Origin of the sequence: Dyadobacter sp. (assembly GCF_051859145.1) — a bacterium.
GTDB lineage: Bacteria > Bacteroidota > Bacteroidia > Cytophagales > Spirosomataceae > Dyadobacter.
Window position 1 is genome coordinate 1 of record NZ_JBHYGF010000434.1, and the last position, 17,871, is coordinate 17,871.

At 49.5% G+C, this 17,871-nt stretch carries 15 protein-coding genes; 10 read left to right on the plus strand and 5 right to left on the minus strand.

The annotated features are described in order from the left end of the window. Positions 1–224: hypothetical protein (locus ACTIE6_RS21025; protein WP_439558504.1), on the minus strand; the 224-nt coding region annotated here is incomplete at its 3' end. Positions 225–238: 14 nt separating this feature from the next. On the opposite strand from ACTIE6_RS21025, the gene ACTIE6_RS21030 reads away from it, so the two are divergent. The 6 genes from ACTIE6_RS21030 to ACTIE6_RS21055 all read left to right on the plus strand — a co-directional run bounded on the left by ACTIE6_RS21030 (position 239) and on the right by ACTIE6_RS21055 (position 11,013). Beyond that, positions 239–3,073: a TonB-dependent receptor gene (locus ACTIE6_RS21030; protein WP_439558505.1), complete on the plus strand. Its 2,835-nt coding sequence runs from the start codon at positions 239–241 to the stop codon at positions 3,071–3,073. Between the two features lie 20 nt (positions 3,074–3,093). Continuing rightward, positions 3,094–4,170: a phytase gene (locus ACTIE6_RS21035; RefSeq protein WP_439558506.1), complete on the plus strand. Its 1,077-nt coding sequence runs from the start codon at positions 3,094–3,096 to the stop codon at positions 4,168–4,170. Between the two features lie 90 nt (positions 4,171–4,260). Continuing rightward, positions 4,261–4,866, plus strand: coding sequence for an RNA polymerase sigma factor (locus ACTIE6_RS21040; protein ID WP_439558507.1), 606 nt, complete (start codon positions 4,261–4,263; stop codon positions 4,864–4,866). A gap of 92 nt (positions 4,867–4,958) precedes the next feature. Beyond that, on the plus strand, positions 4,959–6,053 hold the full coding sequence (locus ACTIE6_RS21045) for a FecR family protein (RefSeq protein WP_439558508.1): 1,095 nt from the start codon (positions 4,959–4,961) through the stop codon (positions 6,051–6,053). 35 nt (positions 6,054–6,088) lie between these two features. Next, positions 6,089–9,466: a TonB-dependent receptor gene (locus ACTIE6_RS21050; RefSeq protein ID WP_439558509.1), complete on the plus strand. Its 3,378-nt coding sequence runs from the start codon at positions 6,089–6,091 to the stop codon at positions 9,464–9,466. A gap of 29 nt (positions 9,467–9,495) precedes the next feature. Then, on the plus strand, positions 9,496–11,013 hold the full coding sequence (locus ACTIE6_RS21055; RefSeq protein ID WP_439558510.1) for a RagB/SusD family nutrient uptake outer membrane protein: 1,518 nt from the start codon (positions 9,496–9,498) through the stop codon (positions 11,011–11,013). An 80-nt stretch (positions 11,014–11,093) separates the two neighbouring features. On the opposite strand, the gene ACTIE6_RS21060 is transcribed toward ACTIE6_RS21055, so the two are convergent. Beyond that, the gene (locus ACTIE6_RS21060; RefSeq protein ID WP_439558511.1) at positions 11,094–11,639 is read right to left on the minus strand and encodes a YciE/YciF ferroxidase family protein; all 546 of its coding nucleotides are present in this window, start codon (positions 11,637–11,639) and stop codon (positions 11,094–11,096) included. Positions 11,640–11,813: 174 nt separating this feature from the next. Between ACTIE6_RS21060 and ACTIE6_RS21065 the strand changes: the two genes are divergently transcribed. Together ACTIE6_RS21065 and ACTIE6_RS21070 are read left to right on the plus strand one after the other, a co-directional pair. Further along, positions 11,814–12,971, plus strand: coding sequence for a zinc-dependent alcohol dehydrogenase (locus ACTIE6_RS21065; protein ID WP_439558512.1), 1,158 nt, complete (start codon positions 11,814–11,816; stop codon positions 12,969–12,971). 8 nt (positions 12,972–12,979) lie between these two features. Beyond that, on the plus strand, positions 12,980–13,462 hold the full coding sequence (locus tag ACTIE6_RS21070) for a hypothetical protein (protein ID WP_439558513.1): 483 nt from the start codon (positions 12,980–12,982) through the stop codon (positions 13,460–13,462). 178 nt (positions 13,463–13,640) lie between these two features. On the opposite strand, the gene ACTIE6_RS21075 is transcribed toward ACTIE6_RS21070, so the two are convergent. The 3 genes from ACTIE6_RS21075 to ACTIE6_RS21085 are packed head-to-tail and all read right to left on the minus strand — an operon-like array spanning position 13,641 to position 16,504. Then, positions 13,641–15,212, minus strand: coding sequence for an FAD-dependent oxidoreductase (locus ACTIE6_RS21075; RefSeq protein ID WP_439558514.1), 1,572 nt, complete (start codon positions 15,210–15,212; stop codon positions 13,641–13,643). A 57-nt stretch (positions 15,213–15,269) separates the two neighbouring features. Next, positions 15,270–16,211: a PQQ-dependent sugar dehydrogenase gene (locus ACTIE6_RS21080; protein ID WP_439558515.1), complete on the minus strand. Its 942-nt coding sequence runs from the start codon at positions 16,209–16,211 to the stop codon at positions 15,270–15,272. Continuing rightward, entirely contained in the window at positions 16,178–16,504 is a 327-nt protein-coding gene (locus ACTIE6_RS21085; RefSeq protein ID WP_439558516.1) for a hypothetical protein, read from the minus strand. The genes ACTIE6_RS21080 and ACTIE6_RS21085 overlap by 34 nt, the downstream gene beginning before the upstream one ends. Before the next feature lie 71 nt (positions 16,505–16,575). Between ACTIE6_RS21085 and ACTIE6_RS21090 the strand changes: the two genes are divergently transcribed. Then, the gene (locus ACTIE6_RS21090) at positions 16,576–17,544 is read left to right on the plus strand and encodes a LysR substrate-binding domain-containing protein (protein ID WP_439558517.1); all 969 of its coding nucleotides are present in this window, start codon (positions 16,576–16,578) and stop codon (positions 17,542–17,544) included. Between the two features lie 90 nt (positions 17,545–17,634). Then, positions 17,635–17,871: NAD(P)/FAD-dependent oxidoreductase (locus tag ACTIE6_RS21095; RefSeq protein ID WP_439558518.1), on the plus strand; the 237-nt coding region annotated here is incomplete at its 3' end.

The window sequence follows — 17,871 nt, forward strand, 5'->3', positions numbered from 1 at the left end:
CCTGCCACAACATAAAAAAAGCAACCGCTTGCAAGAAACAATTTCCAGAAAAAATACTCAATCTGAATGTACTGGTACGGCTGGGCAAATAATTCACCGGGGCTGCCACAAAGCTCCTTACCTCTACCGGTTCCTGAACAGATAACAGCAGCGCACACAGGTAACAATTTGGCAACATTATAGTAATGCAGCCGAAACATTGCCCCCGGATCTTTGCGGATCAATCAAACGAGGAATTATGCCTGTATTTAATTTTACAAAACTCACCTTCCTTATTGCTCTCATTTTCGCGCTGCAAAACGTTGCAGTAGCCCAGAAGGGCCTGATTACCGGGACTATCATGGACGGACAAAAGCTCTCCCTTCCCGGCGCAACGCTGCGGATCACGCCCGGAAACCAGTACACCATTTCCGATGTCCGCGGGAAATTCGAGTTCCTGAATGTACAGCCTGGCACTTACCAGTTGGAAGCTACTTATATGGGGTACCGTACTTCGCGTCAGGAGATCGCCGTTGAGAATGGGCGCATAACGAACACCGAGCTGATCATGCAGGAAGGTGGATTGGATATGAATGAGGTAGTAGTGCTCGGCGACAGACTGAAAGGCCAAGCGAAAGCATTGAACCAGCAGCGTAACAATGAAAATATTACCAATATCATCTCCTCTGATCAGGTAGGCCGCTTTCCGGACGCTAATATCGGCGATGCATTGAAGCGCGTGCCGGGTATTACCATGCAAAATGACCAGGGAGAAGCGCGTAACATCATCGTGCGCGGACTGGCTCCGGAGTTGAACTCGGTCACCATGAATGGCGACCGCATTCCGTCTGCCGAGGGCGATAACCGCCGCGTGCAAATGGACCTGATCCCGTCGGATATGATCTCTACAATTGAGGTAAACAAGACACTTACGCCAGATCTGGATGCAGATGCGATCGGAGGTTCTGTAAACCTGGTGACCCGCGCAGCGCCCAATGGACAGCGTATTTCAGCCACTTTGTCGGGCGGCTACAATCCGATCCGGGGCAAAGCATTGTATACAGGCGGTTTTGTTTATGCCAATCGTTTTGCTAAAAATGCGATCGGAATGGTACTGAGCGGCTCCTACAACAACAATAACTATGGATCTGACGACGTGGAAGCGTCGTGGACCAAAGACGATTTTGGCAATGTGTACATCAATGAAAGCCAGATCCGTAAATATGATGTACAGCGGATCCGCCGCAGCCTCTCAGCTTCTTTCGATTTCAAACTAAATCAAAACCACACCATTACTGCCAATGCGATGTACAACTGGCGGTATGACCGTGAAAACCGGTACAGGCTCAACATCGACGACATTGAGCCGATCTACGATGAGGCCAACAACATTACCGGCTACGAGGGCCGTGTGGGCAGGCAGACAAAAGGCGGAATTGAAAATAGCCACAACAAAGGTACCCGTCTGGAAGACCAGCGCGTGCAAAACTATTCGCTTCGGGGAGAGCATTTATTAGGTCCGAAAGTGGATATGGATTGGAGCGTAAGCTACTCTACTGCCAGCGAAGATCGCCCGAACGAGCGTTATATCAATTTCCGCGAAGGCGACAATGCATTGACTTTTAACGGCGACAGCCGCGCTCCCCTCTTTACCGCGCCTGATCTGGACCAGACTTCACTTGGACTGAATGAAATATCTGAAAACCACGATTTCACAAAGGAATCCGAACTAGGCGCGAAAGTGAATTTCAGGTTTCCATTCTCCGTCATCGCAGATCAGAAAGGCCGTTTAAAGGTGGGAGGAAGATTGCGCATCAAGAACAAAGAGCGTGACAATGTATTTTACGAGTACTCGCCTGTCAACAAAGATATGCTTGCTGACCTGGGCAGCACAGGTACTGTAAACTGGTCTGGTAACAACTTCCAGGCGGGGTCGCACCTGGTACCGGGAATATTTACAAGCAAGAGCTACCTCGGTAACCTGAACTTCGGCAATACGGGTCAGTTTGAGCAAGAGCTGGTTCCAAGTGAGTTTTTGGGAGCCAATTACAATGCGAAGGAAAACATCGTAGCAGGTTACGTGCGCTGGGACCAGGACTTTACAGACAAGCTTTCCATGATACTCGGAGCGCGGCTTGAAAATACTTCGATCAACTACACAGGTAACCTGATCACCGACGAAGAGGAACTTACAGGTACACGTTCTGTAAAAAATGAATACCTGAATGTAATGCCTTCGGTTTCATTCAAACTGAAAGCGACAGAGGACCTGATCCTGCGTGCGGCAGCAACAACTGCACTGGCGAGGCCGAATTATTATGCACTTGCTCCCTACATCAGCATCATTCCCGGTGACCGCGAGATTACAGCCGGCAACCCGAACCTGAAAGCGACATACTCCTGGAATTTTGATTTCATGGCTGAGAACTATTTCAGGTCTGTGGGCTTATTTTCCGCAGGTGCTTTTTATAAAAACCTCAAAAACTTTATTTACACCTACGGGAATCAGCAATATACCACAGCCAGCTTCGCAGCAGATTTTCCGGGAGAGGCTAACCCGGTTGGTGCTGGTGAAACCTGGGATTTTTATCAGTCAAGAAATGGTGAAAGCGTGAATGTGTTCGGGATTGAAGCTGCAATTCAGCGGCAACTCGACTTCCTGACAGGCTTTTGGAAGTATTTCGGGATTTACGCCAACTATACTTACACCAAATCCTTTGCAAACGGCGTGTACAATGAAGATGGTGATGTGAGAACCGGCGTTACACTGCCCGGAACAGCCCCGCACATGTTCAATGCGTCGCTTTCATGGGAAAACAAAAAGTTCTCGGCACGTTTGTCGGCTAACTATACTGCTGCTTACCTTGACGCACTCGGCGGCAATGAGTTTGATGACATTTACTACGACAAACAGTTTTTCCTCGATGCCAACGCAGCTTACAAGATCACCAAAAACCTGCGTGTATTTGCAGAAGCGAACAACCTGACCAACCAGCCACTGCGTTACTACCAGAGCATTTCTTCCCGCACGGTGCAGGCAGAGTACTACCGCCCGCGCTTCAACATGGGACTGAAATTTGACTTAACGAGATAGTAACGCATTCAGACACCTTCATGAAAATCATACTTTATCCCATATACCTTACATCAATAATCGTCCTCGCTGCATGCGGCGGCAGGCCCAACGAGCAAACCGGAGCAAACGGCAAAGTTCAGATTGATACTGCCAGCGCGATCCAGCCTGCTGTAATAACTGATTCCGTCAAACACGATACCGACGATCCGGCGATCTGGATCAATCCTGCCGACCCGGCGAAAAGCCTGATCCTGGGCACGGACAAAAATGAAGACGGAGCGCTGTATGTGTTTGACCTGAATGGAAAAACGCTCGCAGATAAGGTGGTCAGAAACCTGCAAAGACCCAATAATGTCGACGTCGCTTACGGACTGAACATCAATGGTAAACCGACGGACATTGCGGTACTTACCGAGCGGAAAGCCAATAAAATACGTGTATTCAGTCTGCCTGACCTGAAACCGATTGATAACGGGGGTATCGAAGTATTTGCGGGAGAAACCGAGCGCGATCCAATGGGGATTACGCTGTATACCCGCCCGGAAGACAAGGCGATTTTCGCGATCGTGGGACGAAAGTCGGGACCGGCAGAAGGTTACCTCTGGCAATACCAGTTATCAGGCGACGCAAAAGGGAATGTAAACGGTAAGCTTGTGCGGAAATTCGGTAAATACAGTGGCAAGAAGGAAATCGAATCCATTGCGGTGGATAACGAGCTGGGCTACATTTACTATTCCGACGAGCAGGTAGGTGTGCGCAAATACTACGCCCACCCCGACAGCAGCAGCACCGAGCTTGCATTGATCCCGAATAAGGGCTTTGCAGAGGATAATGAAGGTATCTCGATCTACAAAACAGGAGATAAAACGGGCTATCTGCTTGTATCCGACCAGGGTGCCGACAAGTTCCATATTTTCAGCCGCGAGGGTTCAAAGGAAAACCCGCACCTGCATGAGCCGATCAGGATTGTGAAGGTAGCAGCCCACCAGAGCGACGGTTCCGAGGTGACCAGCGTGGCCCTGAATGCAACTTTCAGCAAAGGTTTGTTCGTCGTCATGTCCGAAGGGAAAGTTTTCCATTATTATCGGTGGGAAGATATTATCGGCAAGCAATAAAACTTACGCAGGAATTACGGGTACTTTCCAAAGCCCGCCGTCTTTTGATTGGAACCGCAGCATGTCCGCCGGTTCCAATTAAAGCTTCGGATGAAAACGTTCAACGTCGGTTCACTTTCTGAGAACGAGGTCACGCAGTACTGGAAAGCTGCATTGGCCGGCGACCGGGCTTCGTTCCGGAAGCTGCTCGAAGCGACTTACGACCTGATGTACCAGTACGGTCAGAAATTCAGCCGCGACCAGGAACTGGTGAAAGATGCAATTCAGGATGTGTTCCTGGAAGTGCTCGAAAAAAGGGCGACACTCAATGCGGATATCCCTCCAAAACCCTATCTCCTCGCCTCTCTGCGCCGGCGCCTACACCGCCTCGGCCACCGCAGCAGCTGGCTGCTACCCAGCGGTGAAGAACATGAAAACGGGTTCGAAATCGAATTCAGCTCGGAGCATTATTTTATCATTTCCGAAGAAAACAGGCACGTGGCGCAGCAAATCACCTTCCTTATGAATGCGCTCCCTGCCAGACAAAAAGAGGTTGTATACCTGCGGTTCTTCCAGGAACTGGACCGGGACGAGATCGCCGAAATCATGCACATTCGGCCTCAATCTGTTTCCAATCTGCTTCAAACCGCATTCAAATGGATCCGCGAGCAGTGGAAGACTGCCATTCCTTTTGTGCTTTCCTTCCTGTTCCAATAAATATTCTTTAAAATAATCCGAAAAAAAGCTGGATTAATGCAGTATCTGCCGGGTAGCGGTGTCTAATGGTATTTGAAAGGTCAAATCCGGACATGAAAGATTACCAAAATTTCTCGGCAGAAGATTTTCTGTGGGACGATGCATTCCGTAGATGGGTACTGCATCCCGATGCGCAGAATGAAGCGCAATGGGAAAGCTGGCTGGCGCAAAATCCCGAAAAAGCAGAGACGGTCGAAATGGCGCGTGAGCTCGTGAAAGCGGTCGGCCCCGTGCCTGCTCCCTTGTCGGAAGCGGAAAGGAACCGCGCAATTGGCTCCATTCTCAACCATTTTGATGAATATCCTCAGCGTGCTCCAAGTCACAGGCAGGTATGGTTTGCGCCCACATTCTGGTTCCGGGCAGCCTGCATTTGCCTGCTTACCATCGGCTTTGTCTGGTTTTTTACCAAAAACGAAAACAGCGGGGAGAATGGAGAAATACTGGCGACGAAAGATATGCGTATAGTGGCGAACACAGGCAAAACTATTTTGCGCGTCAGGCTTTCAGACAGTAGCACAGTTTACCTCTCCCCCAATAGCAAGCTGAGCTATCCTGAACATTTTTCATCAACAAAAAGAACGATACACCTGAGCGGCGGCGCATTCTTCGAAGTTGCCCGGCAGCCTGGCCGCCCGTTTTATGTTTTTGCCGGGAGTCTGGTTACCAAAGTGCTGGGTACCAGCTTTCACGTCAGGTCTTTTGACAATGAAAGCAATGCAAGTGTATCCGTAAAAACAGGCCGCGTAGCCGTCTTTGCCAGGGAAAAAAGTCCGCTTACCGGCGACGAGCTTAGCGAGCGCAGCGCCGTGGTGATAGAACCTAACCAGCAAATTGTACTGGCGCACGAAACTGTAAAACTGACAAAGACCATTGTCCCCGATCCCGAAATCATTATCCCCCCCGACGAAGCTATTGACTTTAATTTCAATGATTCCCCTGTTTCTGACATCTTTAAAACCCTGCAAAAAGCCTATGGTATAGAAATCATTTTTGATGAAAAAACAATGAAACATTGCCCGGTAACCGCCACGCTGACCGACCTGTCCCTCTACGAACAACTTGATCTGGTTTGCAATGCAGTCCGCGCCAGCTACGAGGTAATCGACGGACGGATTGTCGTTGACGGAAAAGGTTGCGGGGAAATGTAGAAGAAAACGCTAAACACTTAATCAATTCAGGAAGTATGAAAAAAATAGTACAATCGCCGCATAGTTTCTTGCTGCTGCGGATCAGCTTGTTACAAATTTGCCTGGCCGTGTGCTTTTTCAGCCGGGCCAATGCCGGTCCCTCCGGCGCTCAGGAATTGCTCGGCAGGAAAATTTCTGTTTCCGTCAACTCGGAAGAAATGGGCCGGGTGTTGAAGAAGATCGAAAAACAGGCCGACGTACGTTTCGTATTCAGCTCGAAGCTGATACAATCTACTCGCAAGATCTCCTTTTCAGCAGAAGCAAAGCCGCTCTCGGAAGTACTTAGCGGCATTCTTACACCGCAGGGACTTGTGTATGAAGTAAAAGGAAAAAATATCGTAGTAAAACCGAATGAAAAAACCGGTGAGGCAAGTACTACCGGCATTGAAATACCACGACAGCCTGGCGCAGCTGAAATCACGGTCAAAGGAAAAGTGACTGACGCGCAAAATGCGGAGCCGCTTCCAGGTGTGAACATCCTGGTGAAAGGCACACAAACGGGAACCTCCTCGGATGCTGACGGGAACTACACCATTCAGGTACCCGACGGTAATGCCACGCTGGTGTTCAGCTTTGTAGGGTATACCTCGCACGAAGCTGCTGTGGGCAGCCAGACGCAGATCAATGTGAGCCTGAAAACGGATAACAAATCGCTGGAAGAGATCGTGGTAGTAGGTTACGGAACCGTGAAGAAAAGCGATGTGACCGGATCCGTATCTTCTGTCAAGGCAGAAGAAATTACCGCCTACCCTGCCCTTGGAACTGTGCAGGCTTTGCAGGGCCGCGCGGCTGGTGTTCAGATCCAGGCCAACAATGGCGAGCCAGGTTCTACATTCAAGGTACGTGTGAGGGGAAGCAGCTCCATTAATGCGAGCAGCGATCCTATCTATGTGGTAGACGGGTTTGTAGGTGGCGCATTGCCGCCTCCGGAAGATATCGAATCCATTGAAGTACTTAAAGATGCTTCCGCAACAGCGATTTACGGATCCCGTGGGGCGAATGGGGTAATTATGGTTACTACCAAAAAAGGGATGTCGGGCAAGCCGAAGATTGATTTCAATACTTCGTTTTCTTCCCAATCTGAAATCAACCGCCTCGACCTGCTCAATGCATCCCAGTTCCTGAGCTATGTACAGGAAGCACGACCCAATGTGGTTTCACAAGGCGCGGATACGGACTGGCAGGACCAGATTTTCAGAAAAGGCGGTATTCAGAACTACCAGCTTTCCATTGCCGGTGGCGGAGATAATGTAAAATACTATGTGTCGGGCGCACTTTACGATCACAAAGGGATCATTATTAATTCGGGCTACAACCGCTTTTCGGTGACGAGCAACATTGATATACAAGCTGCAAAAAGGTTGAAACTGGGTTTGAACCTCTTCGCGCAGCGCGTCTCCCGCGATCAGTCCAAAACACAGGAAGGTTCTTCCGGACTGACGCCGGGCGTAGTCGCATCTGCATTCAAATTTGAGCCTGACCAACCTATTCGGGGCGCAAACGGAAGATTTACAGTAGCGAGACTAAATGACCCGATCGACAATCCTTACGCGATCGCAACGCAGCTGGAAAACCAGTCACTTACGGATCGCATTCAGGGAAACCTTTATGCAGAATACAGCATCCTGGACGATCTGAAATTGCGGGTTACGCTCGGCGCAACTACCAACAGCGGCCGCGCCGGGACTTACCTGCCAAGTACATTAAACGACGGCCGCAACATAGGTGGCCGCGCGAGTGTTACGGGTACCAAAAGCACATTGCTGCTGAATGAGAACTACCTGCTCTACAACAAGAAGATAGGTACTAACCACGATCTGTCTGTAATGGCGGGTTACTCTTATCAAACTTCTTCCAGCGAACGCTGGGGTGGCACCGGGCAGTCTTTCATAACAGATGCAGTTTCATTCTGGAACCTGGGCGGATCTTCCGTTTGGCAGAGTCCTACCTCAGAACTGATCGAGTGGCAGCTTGCTTCGCTCTACGGAAGGATCACTTATTCGCTAGCCGATAAGTACCTTTTCACAGCCAATATCCGCCGCGACGGTTCCTCGAATTTCAGCAAAAACAACAAATGGGCCATGTTCCCTTCCGGTGCATTCGCTTGGAAAATGTCCAGTGAACCGTTTATGCAAAACATGCCGGCGATCAGCCAGTGGAAATGGCGCGTGAGCTACGGATTGACAGGTAACCAGGCTATTAACCCATATCAAACCATGGCGCGCTTTTCGAATGTGTACACGGTGATCAATGGTGTGGCCGTGAATGCAGTCCGCCCTACTACTGTCGCAAATGACGACCTGACGTGGGAAACAACCAAGCAGTTTGACATCGGAACTGACGTGAGCCTGTTCAACAACCGCATCAATGTCGTGCTCGATTACTACCGCCGCGTGACCAGCGACCTGCTTTTCAGCGTGCCGCTTCCGCAATATTCAGGTTACACCAACCAGTTGCAGAACATCGGCTCTGTTGAAAACAAAGGTTTTGAAATAACCTTCAACTCCCGCAACCTGATCGGCGATTTTAAATGGAGCACAGACCTTAACTTCTCGCTGAACCGCAACAAAGTGCTTAAACTGCCGAATGGAACGGACATTTTCTACAACTCTGCGCCGGGACATATGGTAGGTCTGGGTCAAACGCAGATCCTGCGTGAAGGTGAGCCGGTAGGCAGCTTTTACGGCTGGCTTTACGACGGCGTTTACCAGCAAAACGACAATTTCATTCCCGGCGGCGGCTTTGAAGTAGCGGCAGGCGGAGAGAAATTCAGGGATATTGATGGTAAAAAAGATGCAAATGGTAAGCTCACCGGCGAACCGGACGGTATGCTCAACAGCGACGACCGCACGATCATCGGAAATCCGCACCCTAAATTTACCTGGGGACTCAACAACGATTTCAGCTGGAAAGGGTTTGACATGAACGTATTTTTCCAGGCTTCAGAAGGCAACGATCTGCTGAGCTACACCTTAATGGAGCTGAACCTGCTGTCGGGGATCAACAATGCAACTACCGAAGCATTGAACCGGTGGACTCCGGAAAACACAAACACCAATGTACCCAAGGCAATGGCGGGCCGCACGCGGCGGGTATCTACGCGCTGGGTGTATGATGGAAGTTTTGTCCGTCTGAAAAACCTGGCGCTCGGCTACAATCTCCCAAAACCCGTACTGGAAAAACTGAGGATCAGCAAGCTGCGGTTCTACGTCAGCGCGCAGAATATTCTCACATTCACCAAGTACAAAGGCTACGATCCGGAAGTGAATTATTCATCGGAAGGCGACACCGACGGAAACCGGAACCTGGGTCTTGATTATGCCAGCTACCCTAATGCAAAATCCTACACAGTAGGTCTGAACATCGGTTTATAGTTCATGTGCCAACTTTTAAAAAGCATTTTATGAAAATATACATGAAGAAACTGGCCACCCTCGCGCGTCCCGCCCTGCTGCTGGGCTGCGCTGATCTGGCCGAAAAGCCGGTTGGGTTACTTGCGCCGGAAGCTTTGTTCAAAACACCGAAAGACGTGGAAACGGCGATATCCGGGGCTTACGGCTGGATCGCCTCCGAGCGGCTTTATGGTCGGCAATTCGTATCCGCGCTCTCCTTGCGTGACGATATGTGCGATATCGGCGACCGCGGTACACCTGCTGAAAGACAGCAGGTAAACGATTTCAATATGGACGATAACAATAATATGGTCAACCAGTTCTGGCCATATTGGTACCAGGTGATCAGCGCTACCAACGCGGCGATTGCAGGTGCGCAGCAGTTGGGATTGCCTGATAGCGAAATGAACCCGCTGATCGCAGAAGCCCGCTTTGTGCGCGCATTCTCCTACTTCCACCTGGTCCGGGTATTTGGCGATGTACCTTACATTGACTTTTTCATTACCAATCCGGCAGCTGTAAAGGAATTGAAACGCACGCCGGCCGCGACTGTTTACGCAGGTATCCTGGCCGATCTTGAATTTGCCAAACAAAACCTGCCCGATCAGCAGCCTTCGAATGTACGGAGCCGCCCCACCAAGGGAACTGCCGCTTCTTACCTTGCATCGGTACATCTGACCTTGCAGGATTATGCCAAAGCGTATGCTGAAGCTAAATGGGTAATTGATAATAAAGACAAATTCGGGTACGGACTGGAAGCAGATTTTCAGACTCTTTTCCGCGCACCGCAGGCAAATAATTTAAAAGAACACATTTTTGCCGTTGATTTTCTCGGATTGCAGTCGGGAGAAGGTGGGGCGAATGATGATATTATGGCCCCAATGACGGGAGTACGTGGAGGCGATGCCCCAAGAAGTGGGTGGAGTGTAATCGTACCTTCCCAAAAAGTGTTCGATACCTGGGACGACCGCGACTATCGGAAGGAAGTCAGCTTTGACGATTCGCTGCTCATAGGTGGTAAATTGGTACCATATTCCCAATTTCCAAATACAAAGAGGCCCCACATTGCCAAGTATGCGCGATTTGCAGGTAACTCCAATGCGGAAGGGCGATACTCTGACCACAATTATGCGGCAATGCGTTACGCAGAAGTGTTGTTAATAGCAGCAGAAGCTGGCGCAGAAGTGAACGGACCAACTACAGAAACAATCGGGTATGTAAATGAAATCCGTGCGCGCGCCCGTAACTGGGCAGGCAAAGCCGGCACATTCCCCGCGAATGTGGCACCCGGACTTTCAAAGCAGGCTTTCATCGATCTGGTTCTGGAAGAGCGCCGCATTGAACTCGCGTTTGAGTACAAAAGGTGGTACGATATCCAGCGCAGAAAGCTGGGAGATGTGGTATTTAAAGGTGCAAATTCCCTCGAACCACATCCGAATTTCAGTGCGGCACGCGATTACCTGATGCCAATCCCACGTGTGGAGTTGCAGGTTAACCCTAACCTCGCGCCTCAAAATCCGGGGTACTGATTTTCATTCTGACAACAAAACAAGAAAGCCGGTCGCTGTGAACAGCGACCGGCTTTCTTGTTTTGTTTAAAAGATATTTGTTACTCGGCAGAAGCTTGCTCATTTACATAGCTTTCTGCCAGTTCAGTCAGGATGTGATCTGTTTCACCTTCCTGATCTAGTGTTTGTTGAAGCAGTGTTGCTGCATCTTCATATCCCAGAGTTCTGGCAATGTTGCGCAGTGTGCCATATGAAGCGATTTCATAGTGCTCAACTTTCTGGGCAGCCATAATCAAACCGCAATCACGAACCATTGTGCCTTTATCAGTGCTTTCGATGATCTCGTTTGCTTCTTCGATCAAGCCTTCCATAGCAGCACATTTTTTAGCCTGTGCCTTTTCGCCGATAATTTCAAATACCTGTTCAACAGTTTTGATCTGCTCTTCTGTTTGTGTTGTATGCAGTTCAAATGCAGATTTCAACTCTTCGGAAGTCGCATTTTTGGCCATTTTCACCAAAGCTTTCGCCAGGTTCTTTTCAGCCCAGTAGATATCTTTCAAACCATCTACGAATAATTCTTTCAATTTTTCACCATCTGCTTCGGTGATCTGTTTGGTTGCTTTTGATGCACTTTTTTTAGTTGCCATTTCGGTTGTGGTTTTAATGTTGATGCCGCCCCATTTAAAAAAGTCGTTCCAGCAGTGCAGCAATTACAAATAGCTCAAATCAGCCTCAATGTGGTTTTAGTTGGACTGGAATAGTTTTTTACATACCCCGGCCTTTCACATGTTCAACATCATCAACCAATTAACGGTAAAACTATGTTAGCAATGAATTACAGGGGCCCGTACCGGGTCAGAGCTGATCGCAGTAAGCCGATGCCAAAAATTGAGCATTCCGGTGACGCGATCGTGCGGGTTACCCGATCGTGTATCTGCGGGTCCGACCTTCACTTATACCATGGATTGGTACCTGATACGCGCGTTGGAACCACATTCGGCCACGAGTTCATCGGGGTTGTGGAAGAGATTGGTGACGCAGTACAGAACCTGAAAGTGGGCGACAACGTACTTGTTCCTTTTAATATCGCCTGCGGCAAATGTGTTTTCTGCGAGCAGGGACTTTTTGGTAACTGTCATGAATCAAACCCGGAGGCAACTGCCGTGGGCGGGATCTTCGGATACTCGCATACAGCAGGTGGTTTCGACGGCGGCCAGGCTGAATACGTGCGCGTGCCGTATGCAGACGTGGGCCCGATGGTTATCCCTGATAACATGGACCACGACGATGCCGTGTTGCTGACAGACGTTTTCCCAACGGGTTATCAGGCTGCCGAAATGGGCGGGATCAAACCCGGGGATACCGTTGTGGTATTTGGTGCAGGACCGGTAGGAATTATGGCTGCGAAATCGGCGTGGTTATTCGGCGCAGGCCGCGTGATTGTGATCGACCATCTGGAATACCGCCTGGAATTCGTGAAAAATTATGCGCAATGTGAAGTGTACAACTTCCGCTCTGTGGGAGATGTGGTACTGTTCCTGAAAAAGGCCACAGACTGGATCGGCGCGGATGTATGTATTGATGCTGTGGGCTGCGAAGCTGCTGGCGATGCAATGCAAACAATCACAGGTCGCAAACTGATGCTCCAATCGGGTTCAGCCACTGCGCTGCATTGGGCGATCAACTCTGTTAAAAAAGGAGGTATCGTGTCCATCGTGGGTGTTTACGGACCAACCGGAAACCTGATCCCGATCGGAAATGTGGTGAACAAGGGTATTACAATCCGCGCCAACCAGGCTTCTGTTAAAAGATTGCTTCCAAAGCTGATCGACCATATTCAGTCCGGCAGGGTAAGTCCGAAAGACATTATCACCCACCGCATTCCGCTGGAAGAAGTTTCGGACGCTTACCACATTTTTTCTGCCAAACTGGATAACTGCATTAAGCCAATCCTAATACCACCATCAGCAAGAAAATAACCAGCATTATGAAAAAGACAGCACAAGATTACAGCCACATCAATGGTTGGGGAATTGACGCCGATCCACTGGACGTGCCGGCATACCCGATGAAAAAACGGACTGAAAACGATAACAAAGGGATGATCTGGGAGCGCCCGCCAATGCAGCCCGAGCTGGTTGAAGTGCTCCATTCCAACGAGCGGCCCGGCCTCACTGCCGTATTCGGTACGCCAAACCCTCCAAAGGGTTTAAGTGGAAAAATCCGTCGCTACGCATTCACATTCAGCGAATCGATGATCCGTCACTGGCTACTGCTACTCGTGGCAGACCGTGTAAACATGATTGAAGGAATCCACGAGGATATCAACAAAGGACATTTCCCTGACGTATTCTCAGAGCTCGGAGGCAAGTCGGAATTGAAGTATAACAAAGTAGGTCTGACGCGCAAAATTGCATTAGGAGCCGGCATCGCAGTACTGGCAATAGCATTCCTACGTACCCGGCGATAGTTAGTTATTTGATTTTAAATAAAGCAAAAGACCTGCCCGCAATCACCGCCGGCAGGTCTTTTACATAAAACAACTAAACTCATAAACTCTACACTCATAAACTCCAAACTCATAAACTCTAAACTCTAAACTCATAAACTCATAAACTCATAAACTCTAAGCTCATAAACTCATAAACTCAACTTCCCTCACTAACCACAATCTGCTCCAAATCCAGCCTGGTAGGCCCCGTAAGTACCTGTCCATGCGCATTGAAGCGGCCGCCGTGGCAGGGGCAATCCCAGCTCTTCTCGGAACCATTCCATTTCACAATACAGCCCGTGTGGGTACAAACCGGGCTCAACGCGTGAACCTCACCTTTTTGATCTTTATAGATCGCAAGTTTCTGTCCATCGTACTCAACGATATCTCCTGAATCAACGGGCAATTGTGCTACTGAATCAAGCTTGTCAATACCGAACCGATCTGCGACAAAGCGGTTTGCTACATCTGCATTCTCCTTGATAAACTCGGTAAAGCCTGCAATGGGCTTGATCCTCCCCGGATCGAAAAGATCTTTGAACTCACTTTCGCCGGTCGCAATCAGCTGGCTGACAACAATAGCAGCAACCGTACCCAGGATCATCCCATTTCCATTATAACCAGTTGCTGCATAAATTCCCTTCGATGCGCCGGGTAAATGCCCGATGTAAGGAAGTCCGTCCGTAGGAACATAGTACTGCGCCGACCATTTGGAAGACACCTCCGCCACCTGGTAGCAGGATTTGGTAAAACTGATCAGGTCCTCAAAAGATTGCTCAGGATCGCCGTGCCCCGTCTTATGATCGTGCCCGCCGGAGATCAGGTACTTCTGACCATCTACTTCGTGTGTGCGAAAATAGTGATATGGATCTTTCATATCATAAATCAGCGCATCGGGATAAGCGCCGTCGCTGAGCGTGGCCGCGATCACATAGCTTCGGTAAGGCGCATTACGGAAATGCAGCAGGTTTACCCCGCCCGGCGGAATGTGCGTCGCATAGAACACAGACTTCGCCTTGATCTCCCTCTCAGGAGACTTGGCGGTATGTACATCATCTTCGGTAGAAATATCCTCGATCCGGGTGTTTTCAAGCATCACGCCACCCAATGCTACAAACTCCTTTTGCAACGCCAGAATATACTTTAATGGATGAAACTGCGCCTGCTGATCATACTCCAGCGCTTTCTGATAGGACTGAGGCCCAGGAGCCGCCTGGGTAACTTCAACCGGCACACCGGCACGGATGCTGCTTTCGAGCATATCGTCCAGCTCCTTCACCTCGTCGTCCGTTTGCGCATACACATACGCTTTCTTCCGCTCATAGTCACAATCGATGTCATACTCGTCTACCAGCTCTTTAATCAGGCTTACCGACTGCGCGATTGACTTTGCAAACTGCTTCGAAGCATCCTCGCTGAATGCACTTTCGACCTCAGCATAAGTAGTATCTGCAAAAGTATTGATGTGGGCTGTGGTACCTCCTGTGGTACCATAACCTGCGTGATGGGCATCTGCGATCACGCATTTGCGCCCCGCGCGTTGTAACAGCAATGCGGCTGTAATACCGGTGATCCCCGCTCCTACTATCAATGCATCGTAGACGAAAGCCGGATCAAAAGTCCCGTTCTGGTCTCCCAGGTGCATATTTCTTTGCCATAAACTTACATTGTGCCCGTCCCTCGTGACGGCGCGCTCACTACTGAAATGCTCGTTTTGTTGATTTTCCATATTGAATACAGTCGTGTTTTGGTGTCAATTCGAAGTTGCTGCCACAGCTACTTCACATTATTTGTAGGAAACCCTGTAAACTACCCCGTTGGTATCATCGGAGAATAGCAGCGATCCGTCTTTATGAACAGTTACGCCCACTAGCCTGCCGAAATGTGCACGGTTGTTGTTGACAATAAATCCTGTTACAAAATCATCGAAACGAACAGGCTTGCCATTCTCGAAATGCATGCGCACGATCTTGTAACCCACCGGCGAGCTCCTGTTCCATGAGCCGCGCATCGCTACAAAAGCATCGTTTTTGTACTCACCGGGGAACATGGCGCCTGTGTAAAACGCCATTCCCATGGGAGCAGAATGCGCCTGGTAGGTCAATGCGGGCAATGTGGTTTTGGCGAGATATTGCTGGTAAGTAGTGTCGCCCTGCGGCCTGTCGCCGGGGTTGTATTTGCCTTCACCATAGATGTAAGGCCAGCCGTAATCCGCTCCTTGCTTGATCATGTTAACCTCCTCTTTCTGCTCATTATCACCCAGCCAGTCGATCCCGTGGTCCATACCCCAGAGCTCGCTCGTTTCAGGATGCCAGCCAAAGCCGATCGTATTTCTCAGACCTTTTGCAAATATCTTCCGGTTGGATCCGTCCGGTTCTGCACGCAGGATGGTCGCGTTTTCAGGATTGGGTTCGGGGCAGGAATTACAGGTACTGCCCACGGTGAGGTACATTTTCTTATCAGGGCCAAATGCAATCGTGCGGTTGGGATGCTGTCCGCCGTCAGGTAGATCATTGATCAGCATAGTAGGCTGACCGAGCGTACCGTCACCATTGATATCGGCCGCGTATACTTCATTGACAGCTACCATATACATTTTACCTTCGTAAACAGAAAGCCCGTGCACCTGTTTGATATTCGCTACCGTCTTCTTGCCTTCGGCGGCGCCATCATTATCTGCATCCGTGAGCATGATCACAATCCCGGCCTCTCTGTCAGATGCATACACGTGGCCATTATGTGCCAGCAGGATGCGGGGCTTACCGAGTCCGTCAGCAAACTTGTTGATCGTAAAACCCGCAGGTACTTTGAGCTGTGCAATGTTGGCGTCTGTTGCTTTTTGAACTGCCGGATAGAAAACATAGCCTCGATCTGCGTGGAAGTTGGTTCTTCGTCTGTCTCAGGAATGAAAGCATCCCAGAAATTATCGTCTTCTTTGCAACCAAAAACGAGCGTTCCGCAAACCGCCATTAACAGCGGGGCTCTCCGCATCGTTTTCCAAAAACCATAGTTTTTTTTCATGATAGGTGATCTTTAGTTTTGATGAATTATCTGTTCGTTGAAAAAATGAAGATGCCGATGGCTAAAAAGCTGTGCCAGGAAGCATATACGATCAGCCTAGTGACGTGCAGGCTGATCTCAAAAATGAAAATATGATTGCATTAAAAACCGTGGACTACCGCCTGCTGGTCGTATTCACCGTCGCACAAAAGCTCAGCTTTACCAAAGCCGCCCTTGAACTGAACATCACCCAGCCTGCAGTTACCAAGCACGTACGGGAAATGGAGCAGCAACTCAATTGCCGACTCTTCACCAGGAATGGAAACACCATCGGGCTCACCGCCGAAGGCGCATTGTTTGTCAGGTATGCGCAGCGCATCATTCAACTCTCGCGTGAAATGGAATCCGAGATCGCGCAGGTGGCGCACGCGCATGGCGGGACGATCCGCATCGGGGCGAGTACCACCGTTGCGCAGACGATACTTCCTAAGCTGCTGGCGCTCTTTAAGAAAAGCTATCCTGCCCTTTCATTTACATTCATCCAGGGCAACACCGACCTTATAACCAAACACATACTGGACGAAATCGTTGACATCGCGATTGTGGAGGGCGCAGGCTTTCACCCGCAGATTAGTTATACGCCCTTTGTCAAAGACGAGATTGTGCTTGTCACACAGTCCAAAGGAAAGTATGCCAAATGGGGCGAGATCAGTTTGAAACAGCTCGCCGGGATACCGCTGGTGTTGCGGGAGGCAGGTTCAGGAACCCTGGATGTGCTTCGAAAAGCATTGTCAAAAGCGGGTCTTGCATTCAGTGACCTTACTATCGAGATCGAGCTGGAAAGCAGTATCGCGATCAAACAGTACCTGCTGCATTCACAAACAGCCGCATTTCTGTCCGTACAATCGGTAGTAAATGAATTGAAGTACAACGAGCTGACCATTATCGATATCAAAGGACTGGAAATTTACCGCGACTTCCAGTTCATACACCTGCACGGAAAAACATCTTCACTGAGCGAGCTTTTCATGCGTTTTTGCAAAAGCCATTATAACGTTTAGTTATATCGAATAACAATTCATCATTGGCCTTTGGCGGCGGAATGTGTCACTTTTGCAATGGACTAACAAAGACATTTAGCCATTCAAAAGATGATCACCACTGACATATGTATTATCGGCGCCGGCCCGGTTGGCCTGTTTGCCGTTTTTGAAGCAGGTTTATTAAAGATGCGCTGCCACCTTGTCGACGCGCTACCACAGGTAGGCGGGCAGCTTTCAGAAATATATCCGCAAAAACCCATTTATGATATTCCAGGCTTCCCGTCCATTCAGGCGCAGCAGCTGGTAGATAACCTCATGGAACAGATCGCCCCTTTCAAGCCGGGC

What these genes read in the sequence shown, in the direction of transcription:
- ACTIE6_RS21030 (WP_439558505.1), top strand. Translation starts at nt 239, where the DNA reads ATGCCTGTATTTAATTTTACAAAACTCACCTTCCTTATTGCTCTCATT.
- ACTIE6_RS21035 (WP_439558506.1), top strand. Translation starts at nt 3,094, where the DNA reads ATGAAAATCATACTTTATCCCATATACCTTACATCAATAATCGTCCTC.
- ACTIE6_RS21040 (WP_439558507.1), top strand. Translation starts at nt 4,261, where the DNA reads ATGAAAACGTTCAACGTCGGTTCACTTTCTGAGAACGAGGTCACGCAG.
- ACTIE6_RS21045 (WP_439558508.1), top strand. Translation starts at nt 4,959, where the DNA reads ATGAAAGATTACCAAAATTTCTCGGCAGAAGATTTTCTGTGGGACGAT.
- ACTIE6_RS21050 (WP_439558509.1), top strand. Translation starts at nt 6,089, where the DNA reads ATGAAAAAAATAGTACAATCGCCGCATAGTTTCTTGCTGCTGCGGATC.
- ACTIE6_RS21055 (WP_439558510.1), top strand. Translation starts at nt 9,496, where the DNA reads ATGAAAATATACATGAAGAAACTGGCCACCCTCGCGCGTCCCGCCCTG.
- ACTIE6_RS21060 (WP_439558511.1), bottom strand. Translation starts at nt 11,639, where the DNA reads ATGGCAACTAAAAAAAGTGCATCAAAAGCAACCAAACAGATCACCGAA.
- ACTIE6_RS21065 (WP_439558512.1), top strand. Translation starts at nt 11,814, where the DNA reads ATGTTAGCAATGAATTACAGGGGCCCGTACCGGGTCAGAGCTGATCGC.
- ACTIE6_RS21070 (WP_439558513.1), top strand. Translation starts at nt 12,980, where the DNA reads ATGAAAAAGACAGCACAAGATTACAGCCACATCAATGGTTGGGGAATT.
- ACTIE6_RS21075 (WP_439558514.1), bottom strand. Translation starts at nt 15,212, where the DNA reads ATGGAAAATCAACAAAACGAGCATTTCAGTAGTGAGCGCGCCGTCACG.
- ACTIE6_RS21085 (WP_439558516.1), bottom strand. Translation starts at nt 16,504, where the DNA reads ATGAAAAAAAACTATGGTTTTTGGAAAACGATGCGGAGAGCCCCGCTG.